Source organism: Pseudoalteromonas rubra (genome assembly GCF_005887115.1).
Classification (GTDB): Bacteria; Pseudomonadota; Gammaproteobacteria; order Enterobacterales; family Alteromonadaceae; genus Pseudoalteromonas; species Pseudoalteromonas rubra_F.
The window spans coordinates 102,654-126,046 of record NZ_PNCJ01000027.1 but is presented as its reverse complement, the minus strand read 5'-3'; the positions used below and the strand labels follow the sequence as shown (position 1 = coordinate 126,046).

18 protein-coding genes are annotated in these 23,393 nt (G+C 48.0%); 8 read left to right on the top strand and 10 right to left on the bottom strand.

Annotated elements, in window-relative coordinates:
* Positions 1–2: 2 nt before the first annotated feature.
* The 3 genes from CWB98_RS17440 to CWB98_RS17430 all read left to right on the top strand — a co-directional run bounded on the left by CWB98_RS17440 (position 3) and on the right by CWB98_RS17430 (position 5,693).
* Positions 3–1,820, top strand: a complete 1,818-nt coding sequence (locus CWB98_RS17440) for a sensor domain-containing diguanylate cyclase (protein WP_249364710.1) — start codon at positions 3–5, stop codon at positions 1,818–1,820.
* 1 nt (position 1,821) lies between these two features.
* Positions 1,822–2,832 carry a porphobilinogen synthase gene (gene hemB / locus CWB98_RS17435; protein ID WP_138546019.1) on the top strand — a complete coding sequence of 337 codons (1,011 nt, stop codon included), beginning with the start codon at positions 1,822–1,824 and terminating at the stop codon, positions 2,830–2,832.
* Between the two features lie 140 nt (positions 2,833–2,972).
* On the top strand, positions 2,973–5,693 hold the full coding sequence (locus tag CWB98_RS17430) for an ExeM/NucH family extracellular endonuclease (RefSeq protein WP_138546018.1): 2,721 nt from the start codon (positions 2,973–2,975) through the stop codon (positions 5,691–5,693).
* Between the two features lie 137 nt (positions 5,694–5,830).
* Here CWB98_RS17430 and CWB98_RS17425 read toward each other — a convergent pair whose 3' ends face one another.
* From CWB98_RS17425 to CWB98_RS17415, 3 genes are all read right to left on the bottom strand, one after another.
* Positions 5,831–6,253 carry a hypothetical protein gene (locus CWB98_RS17425; protein ID WP_138546017.1) on the bottom strand — a complete coding sequence of 141 codons (423 nt, stop codon included), beginning with the start codon at positions 6,251–6,253 and terminating at the stop codon, positions 5,831–5,833.
* Positions 6,254–6,552: 299 nt separating this feature from the next.
* The gene (fusA, locus tag CWB98_RS17420; protein WP_138546016.1) at positions 6,553–8,640 is read right to left on the bottom strand and encodes an elongation factor G; all 2,088 of its coding nucleotides are present in this window, start codon (positions 8,638–8,640) and stop codon (positions 6,553–6,555) included.
* Between the two features lie 333 nt (positions 8,641–8,973).
* Positions 8,974–10,275 carry a GntP family permease gene (locus CWB98_RS17415; protein ID WP_138546015.1) on the bottom strand — a complete coding sequence of 434 codons (1,302 nt, stop codon included), beginning with the start codon at positions 10,273–10,275 and terminating at the stop codon, positions 8,974–8,976.
* Positions 10,276–10,404: 129 nt separating this feature from the next.
* Here CWB98_RS17415 and CWB98_RS17410 point away from each other — a divergent pair, with 129 nt between their 5' ends.
* On the top strand, positions 10,405–11,286 hold the full coding sequence (locus CWB98_RS17410; protein ID WP_138546014.1) for a hypothetical protein: 882 nt from the start codon (positions 10,405–10,407) through the stop codon (positions 11,284–11,286).
* A 1,129-nt stretch (positions 11,287–12,415) separates the two neighbouring features.
* On the opposite strand, the gene ylqF is transcribed toward CWB98_RS17410, so the two are convergent.
* Positions 12,416–13,369, bottom strand: a complete 954-nt coding sequence (gene ylqF, locus CWB98_RS17395) for a ribosome biogenesis GTPase YlqF (RefSeq protein WP_138546011.1) — start codon at positions 13,367–13,369, stop codon at positions 12,416–12,418.
* A 169-nt stretch (positions 13,370–13,538) separates the two neighbouring features.
* Here ylqF and CWB98_RS17390 point away from each other — a divergent pair, with 169 nt between their 5' ends.
* The 3 genes from CWB98_RS17390 to CWB98_RS17380 all read left to right on the top strand — a co-directional run bounded on the left by CWB98_RS17390 (position 13,539) and on the right by CWB98_RS17380 (position 15,154).
* Entirely contained in the window at positions 13,539–13,901 is a 363-nt protein-coding gene (locus tag CWB98_RS17390) for a hypothetical protein (protein ID WP_138546010.1), read from the top strand.
* A 77-nt stretch (positions 13,902–13,978) separates the two neighbouring features.
* Positions 13,979–14,518, top strand: a complete 540-nt coding sequence (locus CWB98_RS17385; RefSeq protein ID WP_138546009.1) for a YaeQ family protein — start codon at positions 13,979–13,981, stop codon at positions 14,516–14,518.
* Between the two features lie 30 nt (positions 14,519–14,548).
* Entirely contained in the window at positions 14,549–15,154 is a 606-nt protein-coding gene (locus tag CWB98_RS17380; RefSeq protein ID WP_138546008.1) for an alpha/beta hydrolase, read from the top strand.
* Here the strand turns inward: CWB98_RS17380 and CWB98_RS17375 are convergent.
* Both CWB98_RS17375 and CWB98_RS24655 read right to left on the bottom strand, forming a co-directional pair.
* Complete coding sequence (locus CWB98_RS17375; RefSeq protein ID WP_010384994.1) at positions 15,148–15,357, bottom strand: hypothetical protein; 210 nt, start codon at positions 15,355–15,357, stop codon at positions 15,148–15,150. The two genes, CWB98_RS17380 and CWB98_RS17375, sit on opposite strands and share 7 nt — an antisense overlap.
* 281 nt (positions 15,358–15,638) lie before the next feature.
* On the bottom strand, positions 15,639–15,761 hold the full coding sequence (locus CWB98_RS24655; RefSeq protein ID WP_283241216.1) for a hypothetical protein: 123 nt from the start codon (positions 15,759–15,761) through the stop codon (positions 15,639–15,641).
* A 65-nt stretch (positions 15,762–15,826) separates the two neighbouring features.
* On the opposite strand from CWB98_RS24655, the gene CWB98_RS17370 reads away from it, so the two are divergent.
* Positions 15,827–16,294 carry a Dps family protein gene (locus CWB98_RS17370; RefSeq protein WP_138546007.1) on the top strand — a complete coding sequence of 156 codons (468 nt, stop codon included), beginning with the start codon at positions 15,827–15,829 and terminating at the stop codon, positions 16,292–16,294.
* 42 nt (positions 16,295–16,336) lie between these two features.
* Here CWB98_RS17370 and CWB98_RS17365 read toward each other — a convergent pair whose 3' ends face one another.
* The 4 genes from CWB98_RS17365 to CWB98_RS17350 all read right to left on the bottom strand — a co-directional run bounded on the left by CWB98_RS17365 (position 16,337) and on the right by CWB98_RS17350 (position 23,393).
* The gene (locus tag CWB98_RS17365; RefSeq protein ID WP_138546006.1) at positions 16,337–16,753 is read right to left on the bottom strand and encodes a hypothetical protein; all 417 of its coding nucleotides are present in this window, start codon (positions 16,751–16,753) and stop codon (positions 16,337–16,339) included.
* Positions 16,754–16,839: 86 nt separating this feature from the next.
* A complete protein-coding gene (locus CWB98_RS17360) occupies positions 16,840–18,897 on the bottom strand; it encodes a S9 family peptidase (RefSeq protein WP_138546005.1) in 2,058 nt (685 codons plus the stop codon).
* A gap of 155 nt (positions 18,898–19,052) precedes the next feature.
* Positions 19,053–22,211: an efflux RND transporter permease subunit gene (locus tag CWB98_RS17355; protein WP_138546004.1), complete on the bottom strand. Its 3,159-nt coding sequence runs from the start codon at positions 22,209–22,211 to the stop codon at positions 19,053–19,055.
* A gap of 15 nt (positions 22,212–22,226) precedes the next feature.
* Positions 22,227–23,393: an efflux RND transporter periplasmic adaptor subunit gene (locus CWB98_RS17350; protein ID WP_138546003.1), complete on the bottom strand. Its 1,167-nt coding sequence runs from the start codon at positions 23,391–23,393 to the stop codon at positions 22,227–22,229.

Below are 23,393 nucleotides of genomic sequence, written 5' to 3'. Positions count from 1 at the left end.
TCATGACGCTGCTTTCAGGTGCTTGTCAGGCCCTTGAAGTGTCAGCTGAGTTTAAGCAACACCAATCGTTACAGTATCAATATACCTACAGCCGGGCCGATAATATTCAGGACTTATTGATCACTGAGCCGCAGTGGCACGCCGGTCAATATCAGCCCTTAGCGCCGCCAGCCAAAACCTATGCCTGGATCCGGGTTTCTTTGCACAACCCAGGTTCCATTGAGGTGCCTTTGCTCCTAAGCATAGATAACAACTTATTGGACAAGATCACCGCCTATATCCGCCATGATGAGGCATCTTTTCTTACCCTGGCACTGGGTGATGCGCTCCCACTCTTGCAGCGCCCGATTAAGCATGAAGCCCAATTGATCCCTTTGGAGCTGCCGGCCAACAGTCATAGTCAGGTGTACTTGCAGATCAACCATCATGGCACCCTGAATGCCCCGCTAAGCCTTTGGCATCCAATAGAGTATCTGAAGTATAAGAGCAAGTTTAATCTGCTGTACGGAATTTTAGCCGGCTTTATCCTGGCCATGATCGCCATCAACTTCACCCTGTACAGCTTTACACGCCGACGTTACTTTTTACATGGCACTGTGATTATTGGGCTGTTCTGGCTGCTTATTGTGCACCTCTATGGATTTAGCTATCGTTACCTGTACGGAGACAACGTCTGGTTACAGCAATACGGACAAAGTCTGCTGGTGATGCTTTCCACTCTGGCCCTGATCCCTATTCAGCGCAGCAAAGCCTTGCCTAACCTGCTACAGGCAAAACACGACCGCAAACTTACTCAGTTGCTGATCCTGGGTGTGATACTGACTTTGCTTAGTCAGCTACTACCCCTGCCTGTGGCGACTTTTGTCGCTTATGGTATGGCATTGACATTGGTACTGGGCTATATCATTTGCACAGTGCGTAGCCGTTACCGCCGCACAACCAAAATAACCGCCATACTCATGTACACCATCATGTTGATCACGCTGAGTTACCAGTTTGGCTTTGAGCTAGGTGTCTTTGGCGGTGCACAATTGGATCGCCCGGTGACCTATGTCTGCTATCTGATCCTGAGCCTCTATCTTAGTTTTGTTCTGACCCGCCAGTTCATACTCGAGCGCGAAAAGCACATCAAGACCCAACAACACAAACTGGCTCGCACTCAGGCAGAGGATGCCCTGCTCAAGGAGAAGTTAAAACTGCAGGAGCAGGCACAGCAAGAACTGGAAAACAGCATAGACGAGCGAACTTTTGAACTTCAGGTCACACTTCGGGAGCTAGAAGAAAAAAACCACGAACTTGAAAAGCTCAACATGGAAGATCCCATGACCAAAGTGAAAAACCGTCGCTATTTTGATAAACGCCTGATGATGGAAGTTCGTCGCTCACGACGGGAGCAAACCACGCTGAGCCTGATCATTCTGGACATCGATTTTTTCAAGAAGGTGAACGACAATTACGGTCACTTGGCGGGGGATCACACCATTTGTGCCTTTGCGCGCCTGATAGAACAACACCTGAAAAGACCCCATGATGAAGTCTTTCGCTATGGTGGCGAAGAGTTTGTGATCCTGCTGCCTAACACCTCACAGGATGGTGCCCTGGAGCTGGCAGAGCAAATCCGTCAGGCAACAGAAGCACACGAGCTAAAAGTCGCTGGTCACCATATAAAATTTACCACCAGTGCGGGGGTTTACAGCGCCATCGCACAGGATACAGGTAACCCAACTCTATTCACCGATATGGCTGATAAGGGCCTGTATATGGCCAAACAGCAAGGCCGCAATCGGATCTGTATTTACCAACCTAAGCAGGAGACTTAACGTGGCTCAATCAGGACTGGATCTTTTTCCTTATACGCGTATGCGCCGTATGCGCAAAAACGACTTTTCTCGCCGTATGATGTGTGAAAACACACTAACGGTAAACGATCTGATCTATCCGGTATTTGTTCTGGAAGGCAAAAACCGCAAAGAAGCCATCCCTTCCATGCCAGGCATTGAGCGCCTGTCGATTGATTTATTGGTAGAAGAAGCGAAAGAACTGGTAGCGTTAGGCGTACCAGCCATAGCGATATTTCCGGTTACCCCAGCAGATAAAAAATCCTTACACGCTGAAGAAGCCTACAACCCTGAAGGGCTGGCTCAACGCACAGTACGCGCACTGAAAAGTGAATGTCCTGAGCTGGGGGTGATCACCGATGTGGCACTGGACCCATTCACCACCCATGGTCAAGATGGCATCATTGATGATGATGGTTATGTGATCAATGACGTCACGACGGAGATACTGGTCAAGCAAGCGCTGTCTCATGCCGACGCAGGTGCTGATATTGTTGCCCCATCAGACATGATGGATGGGCGCATAGGCGCAATTCGCGATGCACTGGAAGAAGCAGGGCATATTCATACGCGCATTATGGCTTACTCCGCCAAATATGCCTCCAGCTATTACGGTCCATTCCGTGATGCCGTCGGTTCTGCTGGGAACCTTAAAGGGGCAGATAAGAAGACTTATCAGATGGATCCCGCTAATTCAGATGAAGCACTGCGCGAAGTAGCATTAGACTTACAAGAAGGTGCTGACATGGTGATGGTCAAGCCCGGCATGCCCTATCTGGATGTGGTACGTCGCGTAAAAGACGAGTTCGGCGTGCCCACCTTTGCCTATCAGGTGAGTGGCGAATATGCTATGCATAAGGCTGCCATAGATAATGGCTGGCTGGCAGAAAAACCAACCATTATGGAGTCATTACTCGCCTTTAAACGTGCTGGTGCCGATGGCATTTTGACCTATTTCGCAAAGCAAGCCGCTATCTGGTTGAATGATAAATAAATAATAGGTAATTATTAAAAAAGGAGCAATAAATTGCTCCTTTTTTGCATTTTTCTGATTAACATTGTGTCATTTTTGTGTAACATAGCCCCCGTAAGCTTATGTACCCATTTGGGTTTAAACTACACACGGGAAAAAACATGATAAAAACAAAATTCACTCCACTGGCACTTCTTGTGGCCGCAGCAACTGCCCCTGTGCAGGCTCAGGTCATCATGTCAGAGTACATTGAAGGTAGCTCAAACAACAAAGCAGTTGAGCTTTTCAATACTTCAGAAAACGCAATATCACTCGATGGCTACACGCTGAGTTATTATTCAAATGGTGGTACCGATCCCTCTAATACGATTGAGCTTAGCGGCGAAATTGCTGCAGGCGGTACCTATGTGATTGCTAACAGCAGTGCAGTCGACACCGTACTCAACGCTGCTCAGCTGACTATTGGCGGCAGCTGGTACAATGGCGACGACGCAATTGTGTTACGCAATGGCGATACTGTTGTGGACAGCTTTGGCCAAGTTGGCTTTGATCCAGGCAGCAACTGGGAAAACAACGGCGTCGCGACAAAGGACAAAACACTGCGCCGCAATATCGAAGTAACGACAGGCCGTACCGCCTTCGATGCTGAGTTTGATCCTAGCGCCGAGTGGGTACAGTTCGATAAAGACGATTTCAGTGGCCTAGGTAGCCATAATGGCGACACCGGCGGTGGTGGCGATGATGATAAGCCGGAGCCGTTGGTCTGTGGCGATGCAAGCACAAAAATTAATGAAATTCAGGGCAATACAGATGAAAGCCCGCTAAAAGATCAAGTTGTGACGATTGAAGCCGTTGTGACTGCTGATCTTCAAGAAGATAACCAACTTAAAGGCTTCTTTGTTCAGTCACTGACAGCGGATATGGACGAAGACAGCATGACCTCAGAAGGTCTGTTTGTATACTACAAAGATGTCGATGTTAAAGTAGGCGATCAGGTTCGCGTACAGGGCACCGTTCAGGAGTTCTACAACGCGACGCAATTAGGCAATGTCACTCAACTTGAAGTATGCGGCAACGCCGATGTTCAGGCACAGATGCTGACTCTGCCTGTGAAAGAAGTAAGCGATCTGGAAGCGGTTGAAGGTATGCTGGTTAGCCTGTCTCAGGATATGGTTGTAGCGGATACATACAACCTGGGCCGTTATGGTGAAGTTGGCCTGGCAACAGAACGCCTTTACCAGGGCACACAGGTGGCAATGCCTGGCGATGCAGCCAACGCGTTAGAAGCTGAAAACACCAAAAAATTCCTACTGATGGACGATGGCTCTACTGTTCAGAACCCAGAAGTGATCCCTTACCCAAGCACAGGTCTGGATGCCTATAAAACAATCCGTCTGGGTGACACAGTCACTAATCTGGAAGGGGTTATTGCCTATAGTTTTGGTCAATACCGCCTAAACCCAACAAAAGCGCCGACTTTCAGCAACACCAATGAGCGTACTGAAGCACCTGAACTCAAAGGTGAAGGCGATCTGCGTATTGCCAGCTTCAACGTTCTGAACTATTTCAACGGTGACGGTCAAGGTGGTGGCTTCCCAACCCCTCGCGGTGCAGACACAGCTGAAGAACTGGTGCGTCAGGAAGCGAAGCTGGTCTCCGCAATTACGGCACTGGACGCAGACGTGATAGGTCTGATGGAGCTGGAAAACGACGGTTTCGGTGAGCACAGCGCAGTCGCAGACCTGGTGGAGGCCATTAATGCTGAATCTCAGTATACCTATGCCTATGTCGATTTTAACGCCTCTCAGATTGGTACAGACGACATCACAACCGGTATTATCTATCGTACTGATACTGTTGAAGAAGCGGGCACAGCCAGCTTTACAACTGCGGCACCGTTTGACTACAGTAACCGCCCGCCAACAGCACAGAGCTTCCGTAAGCTAGATAACAACGAAGAGTTCACAGTTGCGGTTGCACACCTGAAGTCTAAGGGGTGTGGTAGTGCCGAAGGTGACAATGCAGACCAGGGCGACGGTCAGGGCTGTTGGAACGCCATCCGTACCGAAGGGGCCAATGCGTTTGCAGACTGGCTTGCCACTAACCCGACCGGTAACGACGATGCTGATGTAATCCTGGTTGGTGACATGAATGCGTACGCAATGGAAGATCCTATGCGCGCGTTCGAAGACAAAGGCCTGAGCAGCGTGATTGCGCATGTGGATAGCAATACTCTGGGCTATTCTTACAACTACTCTGGTCGTCTGGGCAGTCTGGATCACGCCGTTGCTTCTCAATCGTTACTGAGCAAAGTAACCGATGCAACAGATTGGCACATCAATGCCGATGAGCCGCGTATGCTGGATTACAACACGGAATACCGTACAGATGCACAAATTGCAGAGCTGTATGCCGACCACGCTTATCGCGCATCAGATCACGACCCTGTGATCATCGAAGTGAAAACCGTTGCAGGCGAACCACCTGTTGATCCTCGCCCGGTCATTGCTGAAGGTCAGCGCTTCACTGTTGATGAGAATACCCCGTTACAAACGGTTATTGGCATGCTGGACTTCTCTGATGCAGACTCAGCGGTCACTCCTGTTGAACGCTTTATTGTCACTGGCACCAATGTCATCACCGTCAACGCGTCAGGACAGCTGCTTGTCGCTGGTGAGCTAGACTACGAGTACGATAATCGTATCGAATTCATGGTTCAGGCACAGGACAGTGCTGGCAATCTGTCAGAGCAGGTTGAAGTGGTTGTCAATGTCAGAGACGTTAAACGAGGCGATGACAACGACGATGATGATTCAGGTAGTTTCGGCTGGCTTGCACTGTTTGCAGCGCCTCTGGCATTCCTGCGCCGTCGCACGAAGTAACACAACCGTATAAATGGACAGGCTTAATCATCAGATTAAGTCTGTACTGTACGAATAGAAAAAATGCGCCAGAAGGCGCATTTTTTGTTTGCTCTCAGTTTATACACTTAATCACCCTGTTTGGTGATTTGGTATGTTCAAGCTTTTACTTGGCTGCTACTTTCCAATACAGGAACAGATAACAGCTGAGCAGCTTTTTGCAGCTCAACATCATCAATAGACCAGTAAGGAAATGCTAATCTTCGGTTGTTACTAAGCACAACCCTTAAACAGCTCAGCGGACCCAGCTTTTGTCGCTCGAGTGATACTATTTCATCTGCGTGCACATACTGTGTTTTCATCCATGTACGATAGCAAATTCCCGCTTTATCGATATGTACAAAGCGCTTATTGGTCAGTGTCGTCAATACAACCAATGCAACAACCAATAACGCTAAAACCATCAATGACGACGCAATCCCATTTAGGGCCACCAATGTCATCATCCCATAACACAATGAAATACCACATAACGTGGCTAACACGGCAAACCAGCTGATATCCAAATCTATGGTTCTCATGAGTACCTCCCAATTTTACTCAATTACAGGCAGAATCAACAGAATCTGAGTTCTAATGATAAAGTTGCAGAGTTCCTAAATCAAGTCCATTTGTGTTATTTTAGCAATAATTAACTGCTGATTTACGCACAGGTTAAGCGGTATAATTTTATTTATATTTGTACCCCGATAGAAAGCGAACGATCTAAATGAGTGATGAGGGAGGTTTTGGAGCCGCTGGATTCAACACTCCACATCTTGCAGTGACAGGCAATAAAAAAGGCCGCGAATGCGGCCTTTTTTCAGAAAAAAATCACTAATTACTTAGCTGCTTTTTTCTCTTTCTCAGCTGCAATTACTGCATCAGCAACGTTTGCCGGGCAAGGTGCATAGTGAGAGAATTCCATTGAGAACTGACCACGACCAGACGTGATAGTACGCAGGTGACCAATGTATCCGAACATTTCAGATAGTGGTACTTCACCCTTGATACGTACGCCAGTTGCGCCAGCTTCCTGGTCTTTGATCATACCACGACGACGGTTAAGGTCACCGATTACGTCACCTACGTTGTCTTCTGGAGTGAACACGTCAACCTTCATCACAGGCTCAAGAAGCTGAGGACCTGCTTTAGGGATTGACTGACGGAATGCGCCTTTTGCTGCGATTTCGAACGCGATTGCTGATGAGTCAACTGCGTGGAAACCACCGTCGAACAGCTCAACTTCAACGTCTAGTACCGGGAAGCCAGCCAGAACACCTTCGTCCATCATCATCTTGAAGCCTTTCTCAACTGCTGGCCAGAATTCCTTAGGAACGTTACCACCAACAACTGAAGATGAGAAAGTGTAGCCAGAGTTAGGCTCACCAGGCTTGATGCGGTAGTCGATCTTACCGAACTGACCAGAACCACCAGACTGCTTCTTGTGCGTGTAGCTGTCTTCGATTTCCTGTGTGATAGTTTCACGGTAAGCAACCTGAGGCTGACCAACAATCAGGTCTACGCCGTAAGTACGCTTAAGGATATCAACTTTGATGTCCAGGTGAAGCTCACCCATACCTTTAAGGATGGTTTCGCCTGAATCTTCGTCAGTTTCAACCTGGAATGACGGATCTTCTGCAACCATCTTACCAATTGCGATACCCATCTTCTCGTTACCACCTTTATCTTTAGGTGCTACCGCGATAGAGATTACCGGATCAGGGAAGATCATCGCTTCAAGTGTACACTCATGCTTAGGATCACACAGTGTGTGACCAGTTTGAACGTTCTTCATACCCACAACCGCGATGATGTCACCCGCTTGTGCTTCAGTCAGTTCGTTACGCTCGTCCGCCTGCATCTCAACCATACGGCCGATACGCTCTGTTTTACCAGTTGCAGAGTTAAGTACAGTGTCACCTTTTTTCATGCGACCAGAGTAGATACGGATAAAGGTCAGGGCACCGAAACGGTCATCCATGATCTTAAACGCAAGCGCTTTAAGCGGCTCATCAGCATCTACAGTTGCTACTTCACCAGTAGGCTCACCTGTTTCTGGATCAGTCAGAGGCTGAGGATCAACTTCTGTTGGTGCAGGCAGGTAATCAACAACTGCGTCTAGTACCAGCTGAACACCTTTGTTCTTGAACGCTGAACCACAGTAAGTTGGGAAGAATGCCAGATCACGAGTACCTTTACGGATACACTCTTTGATTTGCTCTACAGAAGGCATTTCACCTTCCATGTACGCTTCCATCAGGTCGTCGTCTTGCTCAACTGCAGTTTCGATTAGCATTTCATGGTATTCTTCGACTTTGTCAACCATGTCTGCTGGAACGTCTTGCACTTCGTAGTTTTCTGGAAGACCTGTGTCATCCCATACGTATGCTTTCTTAGAAAGTACGTCTACCACACCACAGAACTCGTCTTCGATACCAATTGGCAGCGTCATAACCAGCGGGTTAGCAGCAAGTACGTTTTCAACCTGACCTACTACGCGGTAGAAGTCTGCACCCATACGGTCCAGCTTGTTTACGAAGATAACACGAGCAACTTCTGACTCGTTCGCATAACGCCAGTTAGTTTCAGACTGAGGCTCAACACCGCCAGATCCACAGAATACACCGATACCACCGTCTAGTACTTTCAGTGAACGATATACTTCAACAGTGAAGTCAACGTGTCCAGGAGTATCGATAACGTTTAAACGGTGGCCTTTCCACTCACAAGTTACCGCTGCTGATTGGATTGTAATACCACGCTCAGCTTCCTGCTCCATGAAGTCAGTAGTAGACTCACCGTCATGTACTTCACCCGTTTTGTGGATTTTACCAGTAAGCTTTAGAATACGCTCAGTGGTGGTAGTTTTACCCGCATCAACGTGCGCGAAAATACCAATGTTTCTGTATTTCGATAAATCTGCCATTGTTTTACTCTATTTAAAGTAGAAAAATTATTCGGCGGGAGTATATCACCTCTTTAGGCGAACATCATCCTTCAAGTCGTCTAAAATGCAATCAATTTGAGAAAAAAGTGATTTATAGTGGAATGTATTTTGCTTATAGGGCTTTTGTATGCTCCTAAACACCGTCAGATAAAGGCTGCCCCTGTTTTAATGAGTAATAAAAGCCCCGCGAATGGCGCAAATAAACGGCCATTTTTACGATTAAAATGGCCCGCTCACCCTGCTCAGACTTACCCAAATCAGGGTCTTAACGACCTAATTCGACGCCGTCACAGGTGTCTGCCTTTAAGTCACTTAAAACCATATAAATAACCCGAGAATAAGCCCGACGCCCAATAAAGGGACCAGGACCGTCAGTACCGCTAATGGCCAGTAGGCATCCTGATGCTTCTCCCCGCAGATTGCTCGCACGGTCGTCACAACATACCCATTGTGTGGCAAGGTATCGAGTGCTCCAGAGCTGATAGCCACCACCCTGTGTAGTTGATTGGCATCGACGCCTAAGTCCATATAATGTGGCGCGACCAGTGGCAGCGCAATGGCCTGTCCGCCCGACGCTGATCCTGTCAGTGCCGCGATTACACTCACCGCGATGGCGGCGCCTAGCAGCTCATTTCCTGGAATGCTGGTCATCAGGGCAACAGCTTCATTAAACGCCGGCGTGCCTTTGGCTACTGCGCCAAAACCGACCACCGCAGCCGTATTCCCGATTGCCACTAAAGCGCCGGTGGTACCAAGATTGACCGCCTGAGATAAATTGCGAAAGTGCTTAAAATTAATTGCTAAAATTGTGAGTACCCCGCCCAGCAGAGCAACGATCAGCGCGTTTTGTTGCAGTGCGTCATGCAAAGTGAAGGACAATATAAGTACGACCAGTAAGGGCAACAAGCCTGTAACCGGATGCGGCAAGCGCCTCTGAACCTGCTCGGGATCATCATGGCGGGACACAAAACACTCTCCGTTCGCCACAGCCCGACGGATCATCCAACTCAACAGCATATACCCTAATCCCGCCATAAAAATGGCTACCACCAGACTCTCCTGCCAGGCGGCATAGGGCGATGTACCGAGGTACTTAATGGGGATCCAGTTCTGAATTTCAGGAGAGCCTGCAGAGGTCATCGTAAAGGTCACTGAACCAAATGCCAGCACCGCTGGGATAAAACGTCGGGGCAAATTCGCATCTTTAAACAAACTCAAAGCCATCGGATAAACAGAAAAAGCCACGATGAACACACTGACCCCCCCATAAGTCAGTAGCGCACACGCCAGTACCACGGCAAGTACCGCGTATTTCATCCCGATTTTGCCTATCACGTAATGGGCGATGGCATCAGCCGCCCCCGTGTCCTCCATGAACTTGCCAAACAAAGAGCCCAGCAGAAACATCAAAAACCAGGCTTGCAAAAATCCGGCAAACCCAGCCATATAAAGAGACACAAAAGGTTGTTCCGAGGTGCCATTAAAAATGGCAATATCACTGGTCAGCGCCACGATTAATGCACACAAGGGCGCGGCGATGAACAAGTTAACCCCGCGTAGGGTAAGGCCAATCAGCAATGCCAATGCACCGATTAAGCCAAGCAAACTTAGCATAAATTTCCTGTTTATTTTTTGTTATTTAAGGTTAGTTATACGGCAATTTGGTACTGGGATCGAGCACCCATCATGGAATATGTCTGACACATACTGTCGACGGTAAAACAATCAATAAGGAGTCTAACAATGGCGAAGCGCCACATCTTTCTCGGTTCGATACTAGCACTCACGACCAGTGTTGCCATTCAGGCATCTGAACGCGCAACCTGGCTGTGGAAAAAAGGGGACGACCCGCTGGGTGCTTCCTCTATGATCACCGCACAATCTGAACAACAAACCTTGATTGATTTACTGCAGCAACAGAATATTTCTGTTGTCTATGGTTCCTACGGGCAATATACATCGACTCACCCTCAGGCCGTCGCACAGTGGAATCAAACACTTGCAACGCAGGGGATTCGGTCACACTATCTGATGGCACAAAACACCTGGGTTTTTCCAAACAACCACAGCAAGATGCTGAGTAAATTACAGACCCGTTTTATCGACTATCAGCACAATGCCGCACCTCATGCCGAATTTACGGCGCTTCATCTGGATATTGAGCCCCATGCACTCAGTGAGTGGAAGCAAGGCACAGCCCAGTCACGACAGGCTTTGTTGTGGCAACTCATTGATACATTTAAAGCAATCAGAGCCTTACTCGATACTCAGAAGATGGCAAAGATAAGACTTTATGCTGACATTCCAACTTGGTATGACAGCTCAACCAATATCAACTGGCCAGATCGGGGAAGCGCTTTTTTTACGGAACTGGCCAATGTGCTGGATGGTATTTCAATTATGGCCTACGAGCGGGATAGCAGTGCTTCAATTATGAACGCCACGACTGATGAACGAGCACTGGCCTCACCGACATTTTCTGTGAGACTTGGCGTCGATGTCAGTGAAACCTGGGAAAATCCGGCACAGTTACACCAGGTTATTGACCAGCTGGAAGCCGCGCAGCAGCGTGTCGATATTCACGATGCCACGGACTACTATTACTGGTTGCAGGCGCACCAATAAGCGCTTTGTTATGCACCTGATGGCCGTATATCAGAGTGATACACAATGCGATGTTTTGATCTGTGCCAGTCGCTCGGCATCGTTATAGTTCGTCTGCGCGATATACGACCACAAAACGTAAATGAGAATTATTTTCAAAAGTAATTGACAAGCACCAAGATCTAATTGATAATCAATATCAACAAAGTGACATGACGGTTCATTTTGTTACTCTAATTGTTTCTCGACCCTGAAACGCGTGTTGCGCACGATAACAGCACTGGTTGTTACTGAGTTACATTGACGCCCCTTGGTGTAACTCAACAACCCCCTTATATTTTACTTGCTACATTGCTCATATCGGTGACGGTAGATATGAACTCAAAAAGCCCTCCTCAGGGCTTTTTTCATTTCCGGATTAAAAACAGCTCACTCCAGAGCGCTTTTCTAAAAACACATCACCTAAAGCACAGCGCTGAAACATGGCATGACAACGAACTACGTTGAACTCGCAGCCCAAACTAAATGAGAACTATTTTCAAAAAAGAATTGACAGGCACCCAGATCTAATTGATAATCACTCTCAACAAAGCGGGGTTGACGGCTCACTTTGTTGCAGTACGTATTTTTGTTTCTCGACCCTGAAACACGTGATGCACACGTTAAATGCGCAGGTTGCAGGTGAATAACATTAACGCCCCTTAATGTGGTTCACAGGCAATCAACTTACTATTTTACTTGCTACATTGCTCATATCGGTGACGGTAGATATGAACACAAAAAAAGCCCTGCACTGGGCTTTTTTTATGCCCGAAATTTATCATCCAGACATCCCACAAATACAAATGAGAATTAATTTCAAAAGGATGTTGACAATCACGCCAATCTAATTGATAATCATTATCAACAAAACGAGATTGACGGCTCATTTTGTTGTAGTACTTAATTTGTTTCTCGACTCAGAAGTACGTGTTGCTTACGCAAAAAGCTCTGGTTGCAGGTGAAAAACATTAACGCCCCTTAATGTGGCTCACAGGCAACCAACTCACTATTTTACTTGCTACATTGCTCATATCGGTGACGGTAGATATGAAATCAAAAAGCCCTGCCCCGGGCTTTTTTTATGCCTGATTTTTATGCAAAGCAAAACTTAACGACGGTTTTTACGCGCACGAGCACGACGCTGACGTTTTTCTTCCTCTTTGGCTGCCTTTTTCGCTTCTGCCGCCTGGCGCAACTGCGCGACCATTTCTTCCTCTTCATCACGCATTTGCGGTGTTTCCATGGTGATACGACCTATGATGGCATCGCGTAATTCGTTGATCAGGATCTCCGACATTTTGTGCGTATCCACCTGGTTACCGCCTCGGATACAACCTCGCTTACGCCCAGCCATTTCAATAAAGGTCCAGTCGCACTCCGGCAACTCATCAATTTTGTAGCGCGCCTGCAAAAGCTGTGGGTAAGCCTGCAGCAAATATTCGGCGGTGTAACTGGCAACTTCTTCATAGTTGATTGCAGTATCACGAATAGCCCCGGTTGCAGCCAGACGATAGCCCGAATTTTCGTTCTCAACTTTTGGCCATAACATGCCCGGTGTATCGTACAGCATTATGCCGTCTTCGAGCTTAATACGCTGCTGGGCTTTAGTCACCGCGGGCTCATTGCCCGTTTTCGCAACAATGCGCCCCGCCAGAATATTGATCAACGTTGATTTACCGACATTGGGAATCCCCATGATCATCGCCTTAAGCTGCTTATCCTGGCCGACTTTATGCGGTGCCAGTTTCTTACATAGCGCGTTAATACGCTGAACGTCATTACCTTTGTCATGGCCAAATGCCAGAGTTTTCACCCCATCTTCACGTTCAAAATAATCCATCCAGGCTTGTGTCAATTCAGGATCTGCCAGATCGGCTTTATTCAGAATTTTGATGACCGGCTTATCACCTCGCAGCTGTGCCACCATAGGGTTTTCGCTGCTATAAGGAATGCGGGCATCCAGTACTTCAATAATCACATCCATCTGCGGCATGATCTCTTTGATCTCATTGCGCGCCTTGTTCATATGTCCGGGAAACCACTGGATACCTGTTCTGCTCATCGTTTTCTACCTTATTAAATCTGGCTGTGTCTGACTAAGTGGCTTGGGGAACACGCTATCTACTTCGTCCAACCACGCGACACAAGAATAACGCATAGTGTACTATAAACTACGATCTTGAGGATAGAATAAGCAGCCACACATCTCTGGGCAGTAAGGAGTATGTATTTTGAACGGTAACTGGGACAGTGCAGCAGTAAAAAGTGTTTTTTATACCGGCCTGCTGTTACTGCTGGGTATGGCTAGCCTGATGCTTGATGATTTATTCAGCCCGATGGAGCTGGTGCGTTTGTTTACCAGCATGACTTTATTGTCCGCGTTTTACCTTGCTTTCTCGTTGATCGGCTGGCTCGTCATCGGTTTGCCAGTTCACTGGCTGTGCAGCCGCTATACTCAAGGTCACCTTGTTTACTACGCGACCTTACCAGCCGCCTCTTTGCTTCTCACCCTTGTCTACAATGGGCCATGGCTATTGCCTGGTTGCGCACTTGTTCAGGCATGTCTATTCCATTACTACCTGAATAATTGCTAGCAGACATCAGCATCACTTTCCCCGCACAAACTATGCAATTACCGATATAATGGCATTTTTGCTTTATTGGACAGGCAATGGCACTCAAATCAACTATTTTAAAGGCCAACCTCTCGCTCAGCGATATGGACCGTCATGTATATCAGGACATCAGTGTTACCTTGGCACAACATCCATCGGAAAACGCCCAGCGTGTGATGGTGCGGCTGCTGGCATTTGCGCTCGAGTATCAGGACGGACTCAGTTTCAGTAAGGGCTTATGTGTCGAAGATGAGCCGGATATCTGGCTGAAAAACTACAGTGATGAAATTGAACTGTGGCTCAGTGTGGGTTTACCTGAAGAAAAGTGGCTTAAAAAAGCCAGCAATCGTTCTAAACAAGTGGTACTTTATACCTATGGTGAGAATAATCAGGGCCCATGGTGGCAAAAAAACCGGAACACACTGCGCCAGTACACAAACCTTAAGGTCATCAGCTTGCCTTACAGCGCCACCAGCGTAATGGCTGAGATGCTAACTCGCACAATGGCATTGACAGTTACGGTACAGGACAGTGAAATCTGGTTCAGTGATGAACAACACAGTGTGCATCTGATCCCGGAAACATTGCAGGGATAGCCTCACCCAGATGCACAAGAGGTAAGCACAATGGCAGTAACCAGAGTCGTCGTTTTACATGGATTGTATATGTCAGGATTTGTCATGCGCCCGCTGTGTGAGCGCCTGGAAAAGCTCGGCTTCGAGATCCTAAACCTCAGCTATAACACGCTGACGCCAGACAAACAGACTATCTTTGCGCAGATAGACGCCTTCGTGGCGGGCCATGATGCTGCGCTGGTGTGCCACTCAATGGGTGGGCTGGTTGCCCGAGATTATCTCACCCACCAGTCTGAGGCCAGCCAGGCTATCAGCAAAGTCATCACGCTGGGGACACCACACAAAGGCAGCTATATCGCCAAGCATATGCATGACCATGGTTTTGATATGGTGCTCAGAAATAGTGTGGAATACTTGCTCAGTCAGCAGCATAACTGGCCATTTAAAGCCAAGTTATATAGCATCGCCGGAGATCTGCCAATTGGCCTGATGCCGCTGCTGAAAAAGGGCAGTCGCTCAGATGGTACTGTGCTGCTGGATGAAACTAAGTTAAAAGGCATGGCCGAGCACAAAATCTTTCGCCTCAGCCATACCACCTTAATTTACTCTCGTACTGTGCTCAACTACATCGTTGAGATACTGCAGCGGTCTCAGTGATCGCCATTTGCAGCTATTTTATAGGCTACCAGCGCAATGATCCCAACAATCAGGGGGATCGGCGCAGCAATATAGCCGAATGCGTCTGAATTCGCGTAACTTGCACCTGCCAGGTGGCCGACCAGACCAACCACAAACGTCAGTAGTGCAATAACAACCACAGCAATTTCGGATTTATGTTGAGAAGGGGTTTTACCTTGCATGATACGCTCCTTGGGTATGGCACCTGTATGCAGTGCTCTGACACGCCTAAAAAATCTAAGTAAATGGCTCAGATGTGCGTTTCAGATAACCTTGGTTCTATCCACATCTTCTGCCTGTTGAAGCCATTATGCGCCCCCTAGCCGGGGAAATTTTGACCTGAATCAAATTCCCAAAGCGACGAAAAAGCAACCTATTTTCTGCTTGAGATAGATCAACTTAGTGGTCTTTGTTATGACTTTGAGCATCAAATTGGCAAACTTTAAGCATCATTAAGTGCAGATTAAGCCGCTGTTGTATAAGCTTTTGTCCAACAGTGTGGCGCAGCTTGTGCGATGCCGTCTTCAATAATGTTGATGCCTGCAATCGACTTTTCCCATTTGGCATCTGCCGCCTTTTTAGTCACACTAAGAATCACTCAGACGCAACGGGTTTGCGTCTTCTTTTTTAACCGCAATACAGGAGTAAACTATGAGCAACAGCATTGGATTAGACAGCCAGAAGAGTCAGGCGTTAGTAAGCAACCTCAATACCCTGTTAAGTAGTTATCAGATCCAATATATGAATGCCCGCAGTGTTCACTGGAACATCAAAGGTCGGAATTTCTTTGAGCTGCACGTCAAGTTTGAAGAGATTTACAATCAGCTTTTACTGCAGGTGGATGAAATCGCGGAACGTATTCTGACCATAGAGGGCACGCCGCTGCATGCTTTCAGTGATTACCTTGAACACAGCCAAATCAAAGAGGCCAAAGGGATCAGCGATGGCCAGGAAGCGGTGAAGTACCTACTGGACGGGTTTACCACCCTGATAAAAATGCAGCGCGGTATTTTGCAGCAAGCAGGCGATGCGAGCGATGAAGGTACAGCTGCGATGATGAGCGACTACATCAAAGAACAAGAGAAGCTGGTATGGATGTTGAAAGCCTATTTAGCCTAACAGACTGAAAAATGGAGGGGCTGAGCCTCTCCGTTTATTGTGTCATTGATTTGTCGATACCCTGAGCCAAGGCGCCGCATCACGATAATGAGGATGCTGTATCAGATAAGCGTCCGCATCAAGATAAAACAGTACTTTCACAGGCTGATCCTGCCACAACCGCGTCAGCAACTGACGAGACAAGGCATTCACACCAATAAAGTCGATTTCCTGATATCCACGTGATGCCACTGCTGAAAAATAGTTTTGCAGTGCCTCCATGCTGTCCGACGTTGCCAGCTCACACTGAGCCAGATTAATTACAACCCGCTGTAGCGACCCCGCAGGAAAGGATGATACTTCAGTCACTGCCTGTTGCTCAAACGCCCGAACCCCTTCACGGTTAAAAGCCCCGATCAGGTTCACAAAAATCACTGGCGGGGCAATATTAATCTGCCATTTTCCATGTGCTGCAAACATACCTGCGCTCCAAGTCTATTTTTCACATGATATGCCTGGTGGCCAACACACTGACTGATCCACATCAGTCAGTGTCAAACAATCGATTACCGCGCCAGTAAGCCAATGAAAAAGGCCATTTCCAGCGCCTTTTCGTGCAGGCTTTTAAAGCGACCCGACGCACCACCGTGTCCGGCATCCATATCTGTTTTAAATAACAACAAATTGTTATCCGTTTTTAATTCGCGCAATTTGGCCACCCATTTCATTGGTTCCCAGTATTGCACCTGAGAATCATGCAGACCTGTTGTTACCAGAATATTAGGATAGTCAGCGGCGCGCAGGTTGTCATAGGGTGAATACGCCAAAATAGTACGGTAGTCCGCCTCATCGTTCGGGTTGCCCCACTCATCATATTCATTGGTCGTCAGTGGGATACTTTCATCCAGCATAGTGGTTAGTACATCCAAAAACGGCACGTGACAACCGATACCCCGATATAGCTCTGGCGCCTGATTCACTACGGCCCCCATCAGCAGACCCCCAGCACTGCCGCCAGACGCGAACACTTTATCCGCAGCACCATATCCTTGCTCGACCAAAGCCCGGGTGACGTCTTCAAAGTCGTTAAAGCTATTTTGCTTATGCGCTTTTTTACCTTGCTCGTACCAATTACGGCCAAGCATCTCTGAACCACGAATATGCGCAATGGCGTACACAAAGCCGCGGTCCAGCAGGCTTAGCGTGTTAGTCGAGAAATTCGGGTCTATGGTGATCCCGTAAGCACCATAACCATATTGCAGCAGCGGGTTAGTGCCATCTTTACTGAACTTATCTTTGCGATAAACCAGTGACACAGGTACCTCGACGCCATCACGGACAGGGATATGTAATCGCTCAGAAGCATAATAGTCAGGATTAAAGTCCCCCAATACTTTCTGCTGTTTCTTCAGGACCTTTTTACCCCCGACAAGGGCAAAATCATAAACACTGCTTGGGGTTGTCAGACTTGAATAATAAATCCGAACAGTGTCAGCCTCTGGCTCAGGGTTATAGCCTAATCCGGCAAAGAAGCAGGCATCGTCAAACTTAAGCTGATAACTGTTACCCGCGTAATCATGCACAACAAAACGTATCTGCCCAAGCTCTCGCTCTGTCACCACATAGTGACTGTGGAACAGCTCCATGCCTTCAAGCAACACATGTTCACGATGTGCAATCAATTCTTCCCACTGTTCAGGGTTGGCCAGCGTCTCTTTGGTTGCACGTAACAGGCGGAAGTTTTTGGCTTCCCGGTTAGAGACCAGGTAGTAATGTTCACCCAGCTTATCAAGACCATATTCGTGACCTGTGGTTCGAGTCAGTAAACGCTCAAACTGACCTTGCGGCTCATCGGCCGACAACGCCAGGATGTCTGTGGTTTCCGTGGCGGCGAGATGAATGTAGATTTCACTTTCATCACGACTCTTACCCAGACCCATATAAAACTGACGGTCCTGCTCTTCATAAACCAGCTGATCATCGCTTTGCGGTGTGCCTAGTACATGGCGATAAACCTGATAACCCAGCAGGGTTTGCAAGTCTTTGCGCACATAAAACACGGTTTTATTGTCGTTGGCCCAAACCACTTCCCCTTCGGTCTCGGTCAATACGTCACTCAACATCTCACCACTTTGTAAGTCTTTAAAGCGCACGGTATAGATACGTCGCCCGTCCGTATCTTCGCTGTAGGCCAGTAAATTATCATCAGGACTAACGGCGATATCACCCAGTTCGAAAAACTCGTAAGCCTTGGCGAGCGCGTTGACATCCAACAATAATTGCTTGTCACTCATGGCTTCATCGCTGCCACGGTAATGACGCGAATATTCATCGTCACCACTGACTTCACTCATATACCAAAATCGCCCATCTTTGACGGGCACCGTATTGTCATCTTTTACAATGCGGCCTTTCATTTCTTCAAACAACTGGTCCTGCAATGCTTTGTGCTCGTCCATCATTGCCTCACAGTAAGCATTTTCGGCATGCAAATGGTCCAATATCTGCTGGTCCTGACGATTATCGTCACGCATCCAGTAGTAGTTGTCTGTCCTTTGATCCTGGTGGTGGGTCATGATATGTGGCACTTTTTTAGCCACGGGCGGGGTCAGCGTTTTGGTCACTCACTTGTTCCTAATTTGTTAAAAACCATTGTCACCCTAACATAGCAAATAAACGCCTGAGATGTCATGTAATTCACCGCAAGCAGCACAGACGCTTTGTAAAACTAAAAAGGCCAGCAATTGCTGGCCTTTACAGAGTTTAAATATGGCAGGCGTTAGCCTTGCTGCTGACTCACCTTATTACGGTTGAATACCTGCTGCGCAGCTTTGCCAATCGCACCGAACACGTCGCCAAATATCTTGCTGACATCAATCAGGATGATATACAAACAAGGGACCAGAATAAGCGTGATGAGTGTCGCAAACAACACAGCAAAGCCCAGCGAAACCGCCATAGGAATAACAAACTTCGCTTGCAGGCTGGTTTCAAAGATAATCGGCACAACCCCCGCAAAGGTGGTGATTGAAGTCAGAGTAATAGCACGGAATCGTGCACAACCTGCTTCAACAACCGCATCTTTAAGTTTTACACCTTCTTTGCGCACCTGATTCACATAATCCGTCATAACCAGCGAGTCATTGATAACAACACCCGCTGCCGCAATCAGACCGTAGGTCGACATCATGCTCATATCCAAACCAAAGAACCAGTGTCCCCAGATAGCACCGACCAGGCTGAATGGGATAACAGACATAATAATTAATGGCTGGCCATAACTCTTAAGCGGGACTGCCAGCAAGATGTAAACAATGAACATACCCGCAATGAAGAACATCATCTGCTCATTGGCCTGCGCCTGATCTTCCTCAATATCTCCACCCAGCTCGGTTTTCACCTCAGGGAACTGTTCCATTAATTTAGGTAGCAGGTTTTTATCGATGTTTTCCACGACTTGATTCGGTTCAATAACCTGTTCATCAATATTGCCGTAGATATAGACCGTACGATAGCCATTTTCACGACGGATATAGCTCACCCCCGGGCGTTCAACAAACTCAACCACATCACCCAGCATAACGTCTTTGCCCTCAGGTGTTGTGATGACCGTGTGCTTCAGTGACGAGAAGGCCTCACGGTCTAGTCGTGGATAACGTACCATAACTTTGATTTCTTCGCCGTCACGGATCACCCGCTGGGCTTCGCCGCCATAGAAGCTCATGCCCACCTGGTTAGCAATGTCCGACAGGCTCAGCCCCAGATCATATGCCACCTGTTTTAATGCCAGCTGCACCTCTTTACTTTCAGGGTCAATACTGGAACTCACATCAAACAGACCTTTTTCCTGCTGTAGCATTGCAATGAACTGTCGGCCCGCAGCGTTCAGCATGTCGATGTCCGGACCATACAGCAGATAACCGAACTCACCCTGTCCCTGACCTTCATCATTTACATCATCGATGACGAGCAAAGACTTTACACCCGCGATAGCAGGCATATTTTCGCGCCAGCGACGAGATAGTTCAAAAGCATCAAAGGGGCGGTCTTCCTCTTCAACCAGAACAGCCAGTACGTTACCCTCGGTGCGTCCTTCGTTCCATACCATGATGTCCTTGATCATGCCCTGACCAAACTCTCGCTCCACCTCTTGTTCAACATCCAGCATCATTCTTTCAATGGTGCTGAGCGCTTGTAGTGTTTGTGAGTCCGATGCATTGTCGTTTAGCGTCAGTTTCACCATAGGATAATCGTGTGGCACTTTAGGCATAGCAACAAAGCGAACCTGATTCGAGGTGATCAGCGACACGCTCAATACCAGCATACCGATAAACCCACACAGTACAGTCCAGCGCCATTGCACACATTTTTCGATCAGGTTGCGGTAAGGTCCATTAACAAATGCGAAGAAGTGTTTGTTAAATTTGGCGCGCCAGCTGCCTTCACGCATAGGCTTAAACTTAGTATGACCAATGTGCGCGGGTAAGATCCATTTAGACTCAATCAGACTGAATGCCAGACATAACATAACAACGATGGCGATAGACTTAAAGAATGCCGCCTCTGGTCCGCTTGATAGCACCATTGGGGCAAATACGGCCATGGTGGTCAGTACACCGAAGGTGGCCGGCGTGGCAACCCGCTTAGCCCCGATCACTACATTATTCACGCCCGGTCCTTTACGTTCTATCTCCGTATAGGCAGCTTCCCCTATGACGATGGCGTCATCAACAACGATCCCCAAAACCATAATAAATGCAAACAGAGACACAATATTCATACTGATCCCAAACACAGGCATCATCATGATTGCACCCAGGAAACACACAGGCAGACCGACCATCACCCAGAACGCCAGTTTAAAGCGCAGGAAGATAGTCAGCATAATAGCCACCAGTATCGCTCCCTGGAACATGTTCTTTTTCATCATGTCCAGACGCGCTTCAAGGTAATAGGTCATATCAACAAAGGCTGTCAGTTCAACCCCTTCCGGTAAGGTCTTGTTCTTTGCTTCAATATAAGAGTGGATGGTATTGGCAATTGGCACCATGTTTTGATCATTGGTTGCCTTAACTGCCAGATAAGCGGCATTGACCCCGTTGAGTTTGAAGTAAAACTCACCTTCTACAAAGGCATCTTTGATCTCAGCCACATCCTGCAACAGCACTTTCGCACCGTTCGCTCCTACCTTGACCGGAATGCGACGGAACTCATTACCGCGGTACTTCTGGTTTTCAACCCGCACCGAGATCAGGCCAGCATTGGTGCGGATCTGACCTGCCGATACATTGGTTGAGTAACGGCTAATTGCAGCCGCCACCTCTTGCATCGACATGTTGTAACGACGCAATGCATCCGGGTCGACTTCAATGGCAATTTCGTATTCAGGCGTATTACGGTCAACCAGAGAAATGTTAGACAATTGCAGTAGTTCATCTTCAACTTCTTTGGCCAACGGCTTGAGCTGCGTTAACGGCAGATCAGCCACCAGCGCCATCTGCACAACATCCTGTGTAAACTCAATTTGCTGTACTCGGATCGGTTCCATCGACGCCGGGAAGGTTGCAATACCATCGACCCGTGAGCGTACTTTATCGGCCACGTCGGCCAGCTCGGCGCTGGTGTCTATCTCCAGCTGAACGCTCCCCCCGTTACGGAACGAACGATAAACGGCTTTGTCTATCTCCGTCACATCCTTAAGGGCCTCTTCGACCTTAATCAGAATACTCTCTTCGATTTCCTGTGGTGAAGCACCTGGGTAAGTTGCATTAACTGAGATCAGATTCAGTTCAATGCTCGGAAACATCTGCCGCTGGATCGTAAAGTAACTGATGATCCCCATGATGAGGATAAAACCCATCATCAGATTGGCAGCAACCGAGTTATGTGCAAAATAGGCGATTAGCCCTGTTTGCCTGGGTGTATGTTGTTCACTCATTGTCCGTCCCTGCCGTTATAACTTTTCCAGGCTGGTGCCCTGTGTGTTTGACTGATCGGCCCCTGCCACTTTTACAGCCATACCGCGCTGTGGATATTCAGGTAAAGTCACGACTACTTTGTCACTGTTGCTCAGCCCCTCTGCAACCAGGAAATACTCCCCTTCTTCACGGACAACCTGTACTTGCCGAGGTTCTAGTTCAGCATTGTCGTTTAACAGCCACACGGTTTGGTTATTTACCAGCTCCTGAGGCAGTCGGTAAATCTGCTTAAGGGTTTTGCCCAGGAAGCTCACCTGAACATAGGTACCAAACTTCACTTTTGGCTGGTCGCTGTTCAGGCCATATGGGTCGTCAATACGAACCACCAGGTTGCTCATTCGGGTCTGGGTGTCTACCGTGCCCAAGTCGCGGTCAATGTATGCTTCACGAGAAAAGCCACTCACGCCTTTATTAAATACCGTCGCTTTCGTCCCGCTGATCGTTTCTGGCAAAAACACAGAATCGAACCCAGCAATCGGGATCACCACTTCGGCTTGTTCAATGTTATTCAACTGCGCCACAACACTGCCTGTTGAGACAAACTGACCCAGGCCTACGTCACGAGACACAATTAAACCATTGAATGGGGCAACAACTTCACAATTGTCCAGGTCACGCTGCGCACGCATCAATGCCGCTTTAGCCGATTTAACCGCAGCTTTCGCACTCATTACCTGAGGCTTGCGTAAGAACAGATCGGTGTGCTTCTTATTGGGGAAGCGCTTGGCCTCGTCTGCCGCTACCTCAGCCTGAGCCTGCTCTTCAATCAACGCAGCCTGCGCACTGGCTAACTGAGCTTCCGCCTGCAGTACCGCGGCTTCGTAGTTGTCTTTCTCAATGCTAAGCAACACGTCGCCCTTGGCTACTACACCACCTGCCACAAAGCTTGGGTGCCAGTAAACAACCTCTCCTGCTACCTGAACAGACAATTGCGTTGTTTCCAGCGGCATGACTTCGCCATAGCTTTGGATCAGTACCTGATGATCCTGTGCCTGAACCGACTCGACCTGTACCACCGGGCGCGTATCTACGACCTGTTGTTCTTCTTCGCTTTTCGCCACCGCGTTCACGGCTGCGAAACCTGCCCCCCCCAGGCCTAACGCAACAAAGGGAAAGATCCATTTTAGTGCTTGTGCTTTCAT

Bases quoted from the DNA above. Each gene is read 5' to 3' on its own strand.
- CWB98_RS17385 (WP_138546009.1), top strand. From the start codon at position 13,979: ATGGCACTCAAATCAACTATTTTAAAGGCCAACCTCTCGCTCAGCGAT.
- CWB98_RS17410 (WP_138546014.1), top strand. From the start codon at position 10,405: ATGGCGAAGCGCCACATCTTTCTCGGTTCGATACTAGCACTCACGACC.
- CWB98_RS17430 (WP_138546018.1), top strand. From the start codon at position 2,973: ATGATAAAAACAAAATTCACTCCACTGGCACTTCTTGTGGCCGCAGCA.
- CWB98_RS17350 (WP_138546003.1), bottom strand. From the start codon at position 23,393: ATGAAAGCACAAGCACTAAAATGGATCTTTCCCTTTGTTGCGTTAGGC.
- CWB98_RS17425 (WP_138546017.1), bottom strand. From the start codon at position 6,253: ATGAGAACCATAGATTTGGATATCAGCTGGTTTGCCGTGTTAGCCACG.
- CWB98_RS17370 (WP_138546007.1), top strand. From the start codon at position 15,827: ATGAGCAACAGCATTGGATTAGACAGCCAGAAGAGTCAGGCGTTAGTA.
- ylqF (WP_138546011.1), bottom strand. From the start codon at position 13,369: ATGAGCAGAACAGGTATCCAGTGGTTTCCCGGACATATGAACAAGGCG.
- CWB98_RS17355 (WP_138546004.1), bottom strand. From the start codon at position 22,211: ATGAGTGAACAACATACACCCAGGCAAACAGGGCTAATCGCCTATTTT.
- CWB98_RS17380 (WP_138546008.1), top strand. From the start codon at position 14,549: ATGGCAGTAACCAGAGTCGTCGTTTTACATGGATTGTATATGTCAGGA.
- CWB98_RS17375 (WP_010384994.1), bottom strand. From the start codon at position 15,357: ATGCAAGGTAAAACCCCTTCTCAACATAAATCCGAAATTGCTGTGGTT.
- CWB98_RS17415 (WP_138546015.1), bottom strand. From the start codon at position 10,275: ATGCTAAGTTTGCTTGGCTTAATCGGTGCATTGGCATTGCTGATTGGC.
- fusA (WP_138546016.1), bottom strand. From the start codon at position 8,640: ATGGCAGATTTATCGAAATACAGAAACATTGGTATTTTCGCGCACGTT.
- CWB98_RS17365 (WP_138546006.1), bottom strand. From the start codon at position 16,753: ATGTTTGCAGCACATGGAAAATGGCAGATTAATATTGCCCCGCCAGTG.
- CWB98_RS17440 (WP_249364710.1), top strand. From the start codon at position 3: ATGACGCTGCTTTCAGGTGCTTGTCAGGCCCTTGAAGTGTCAGCTGAG.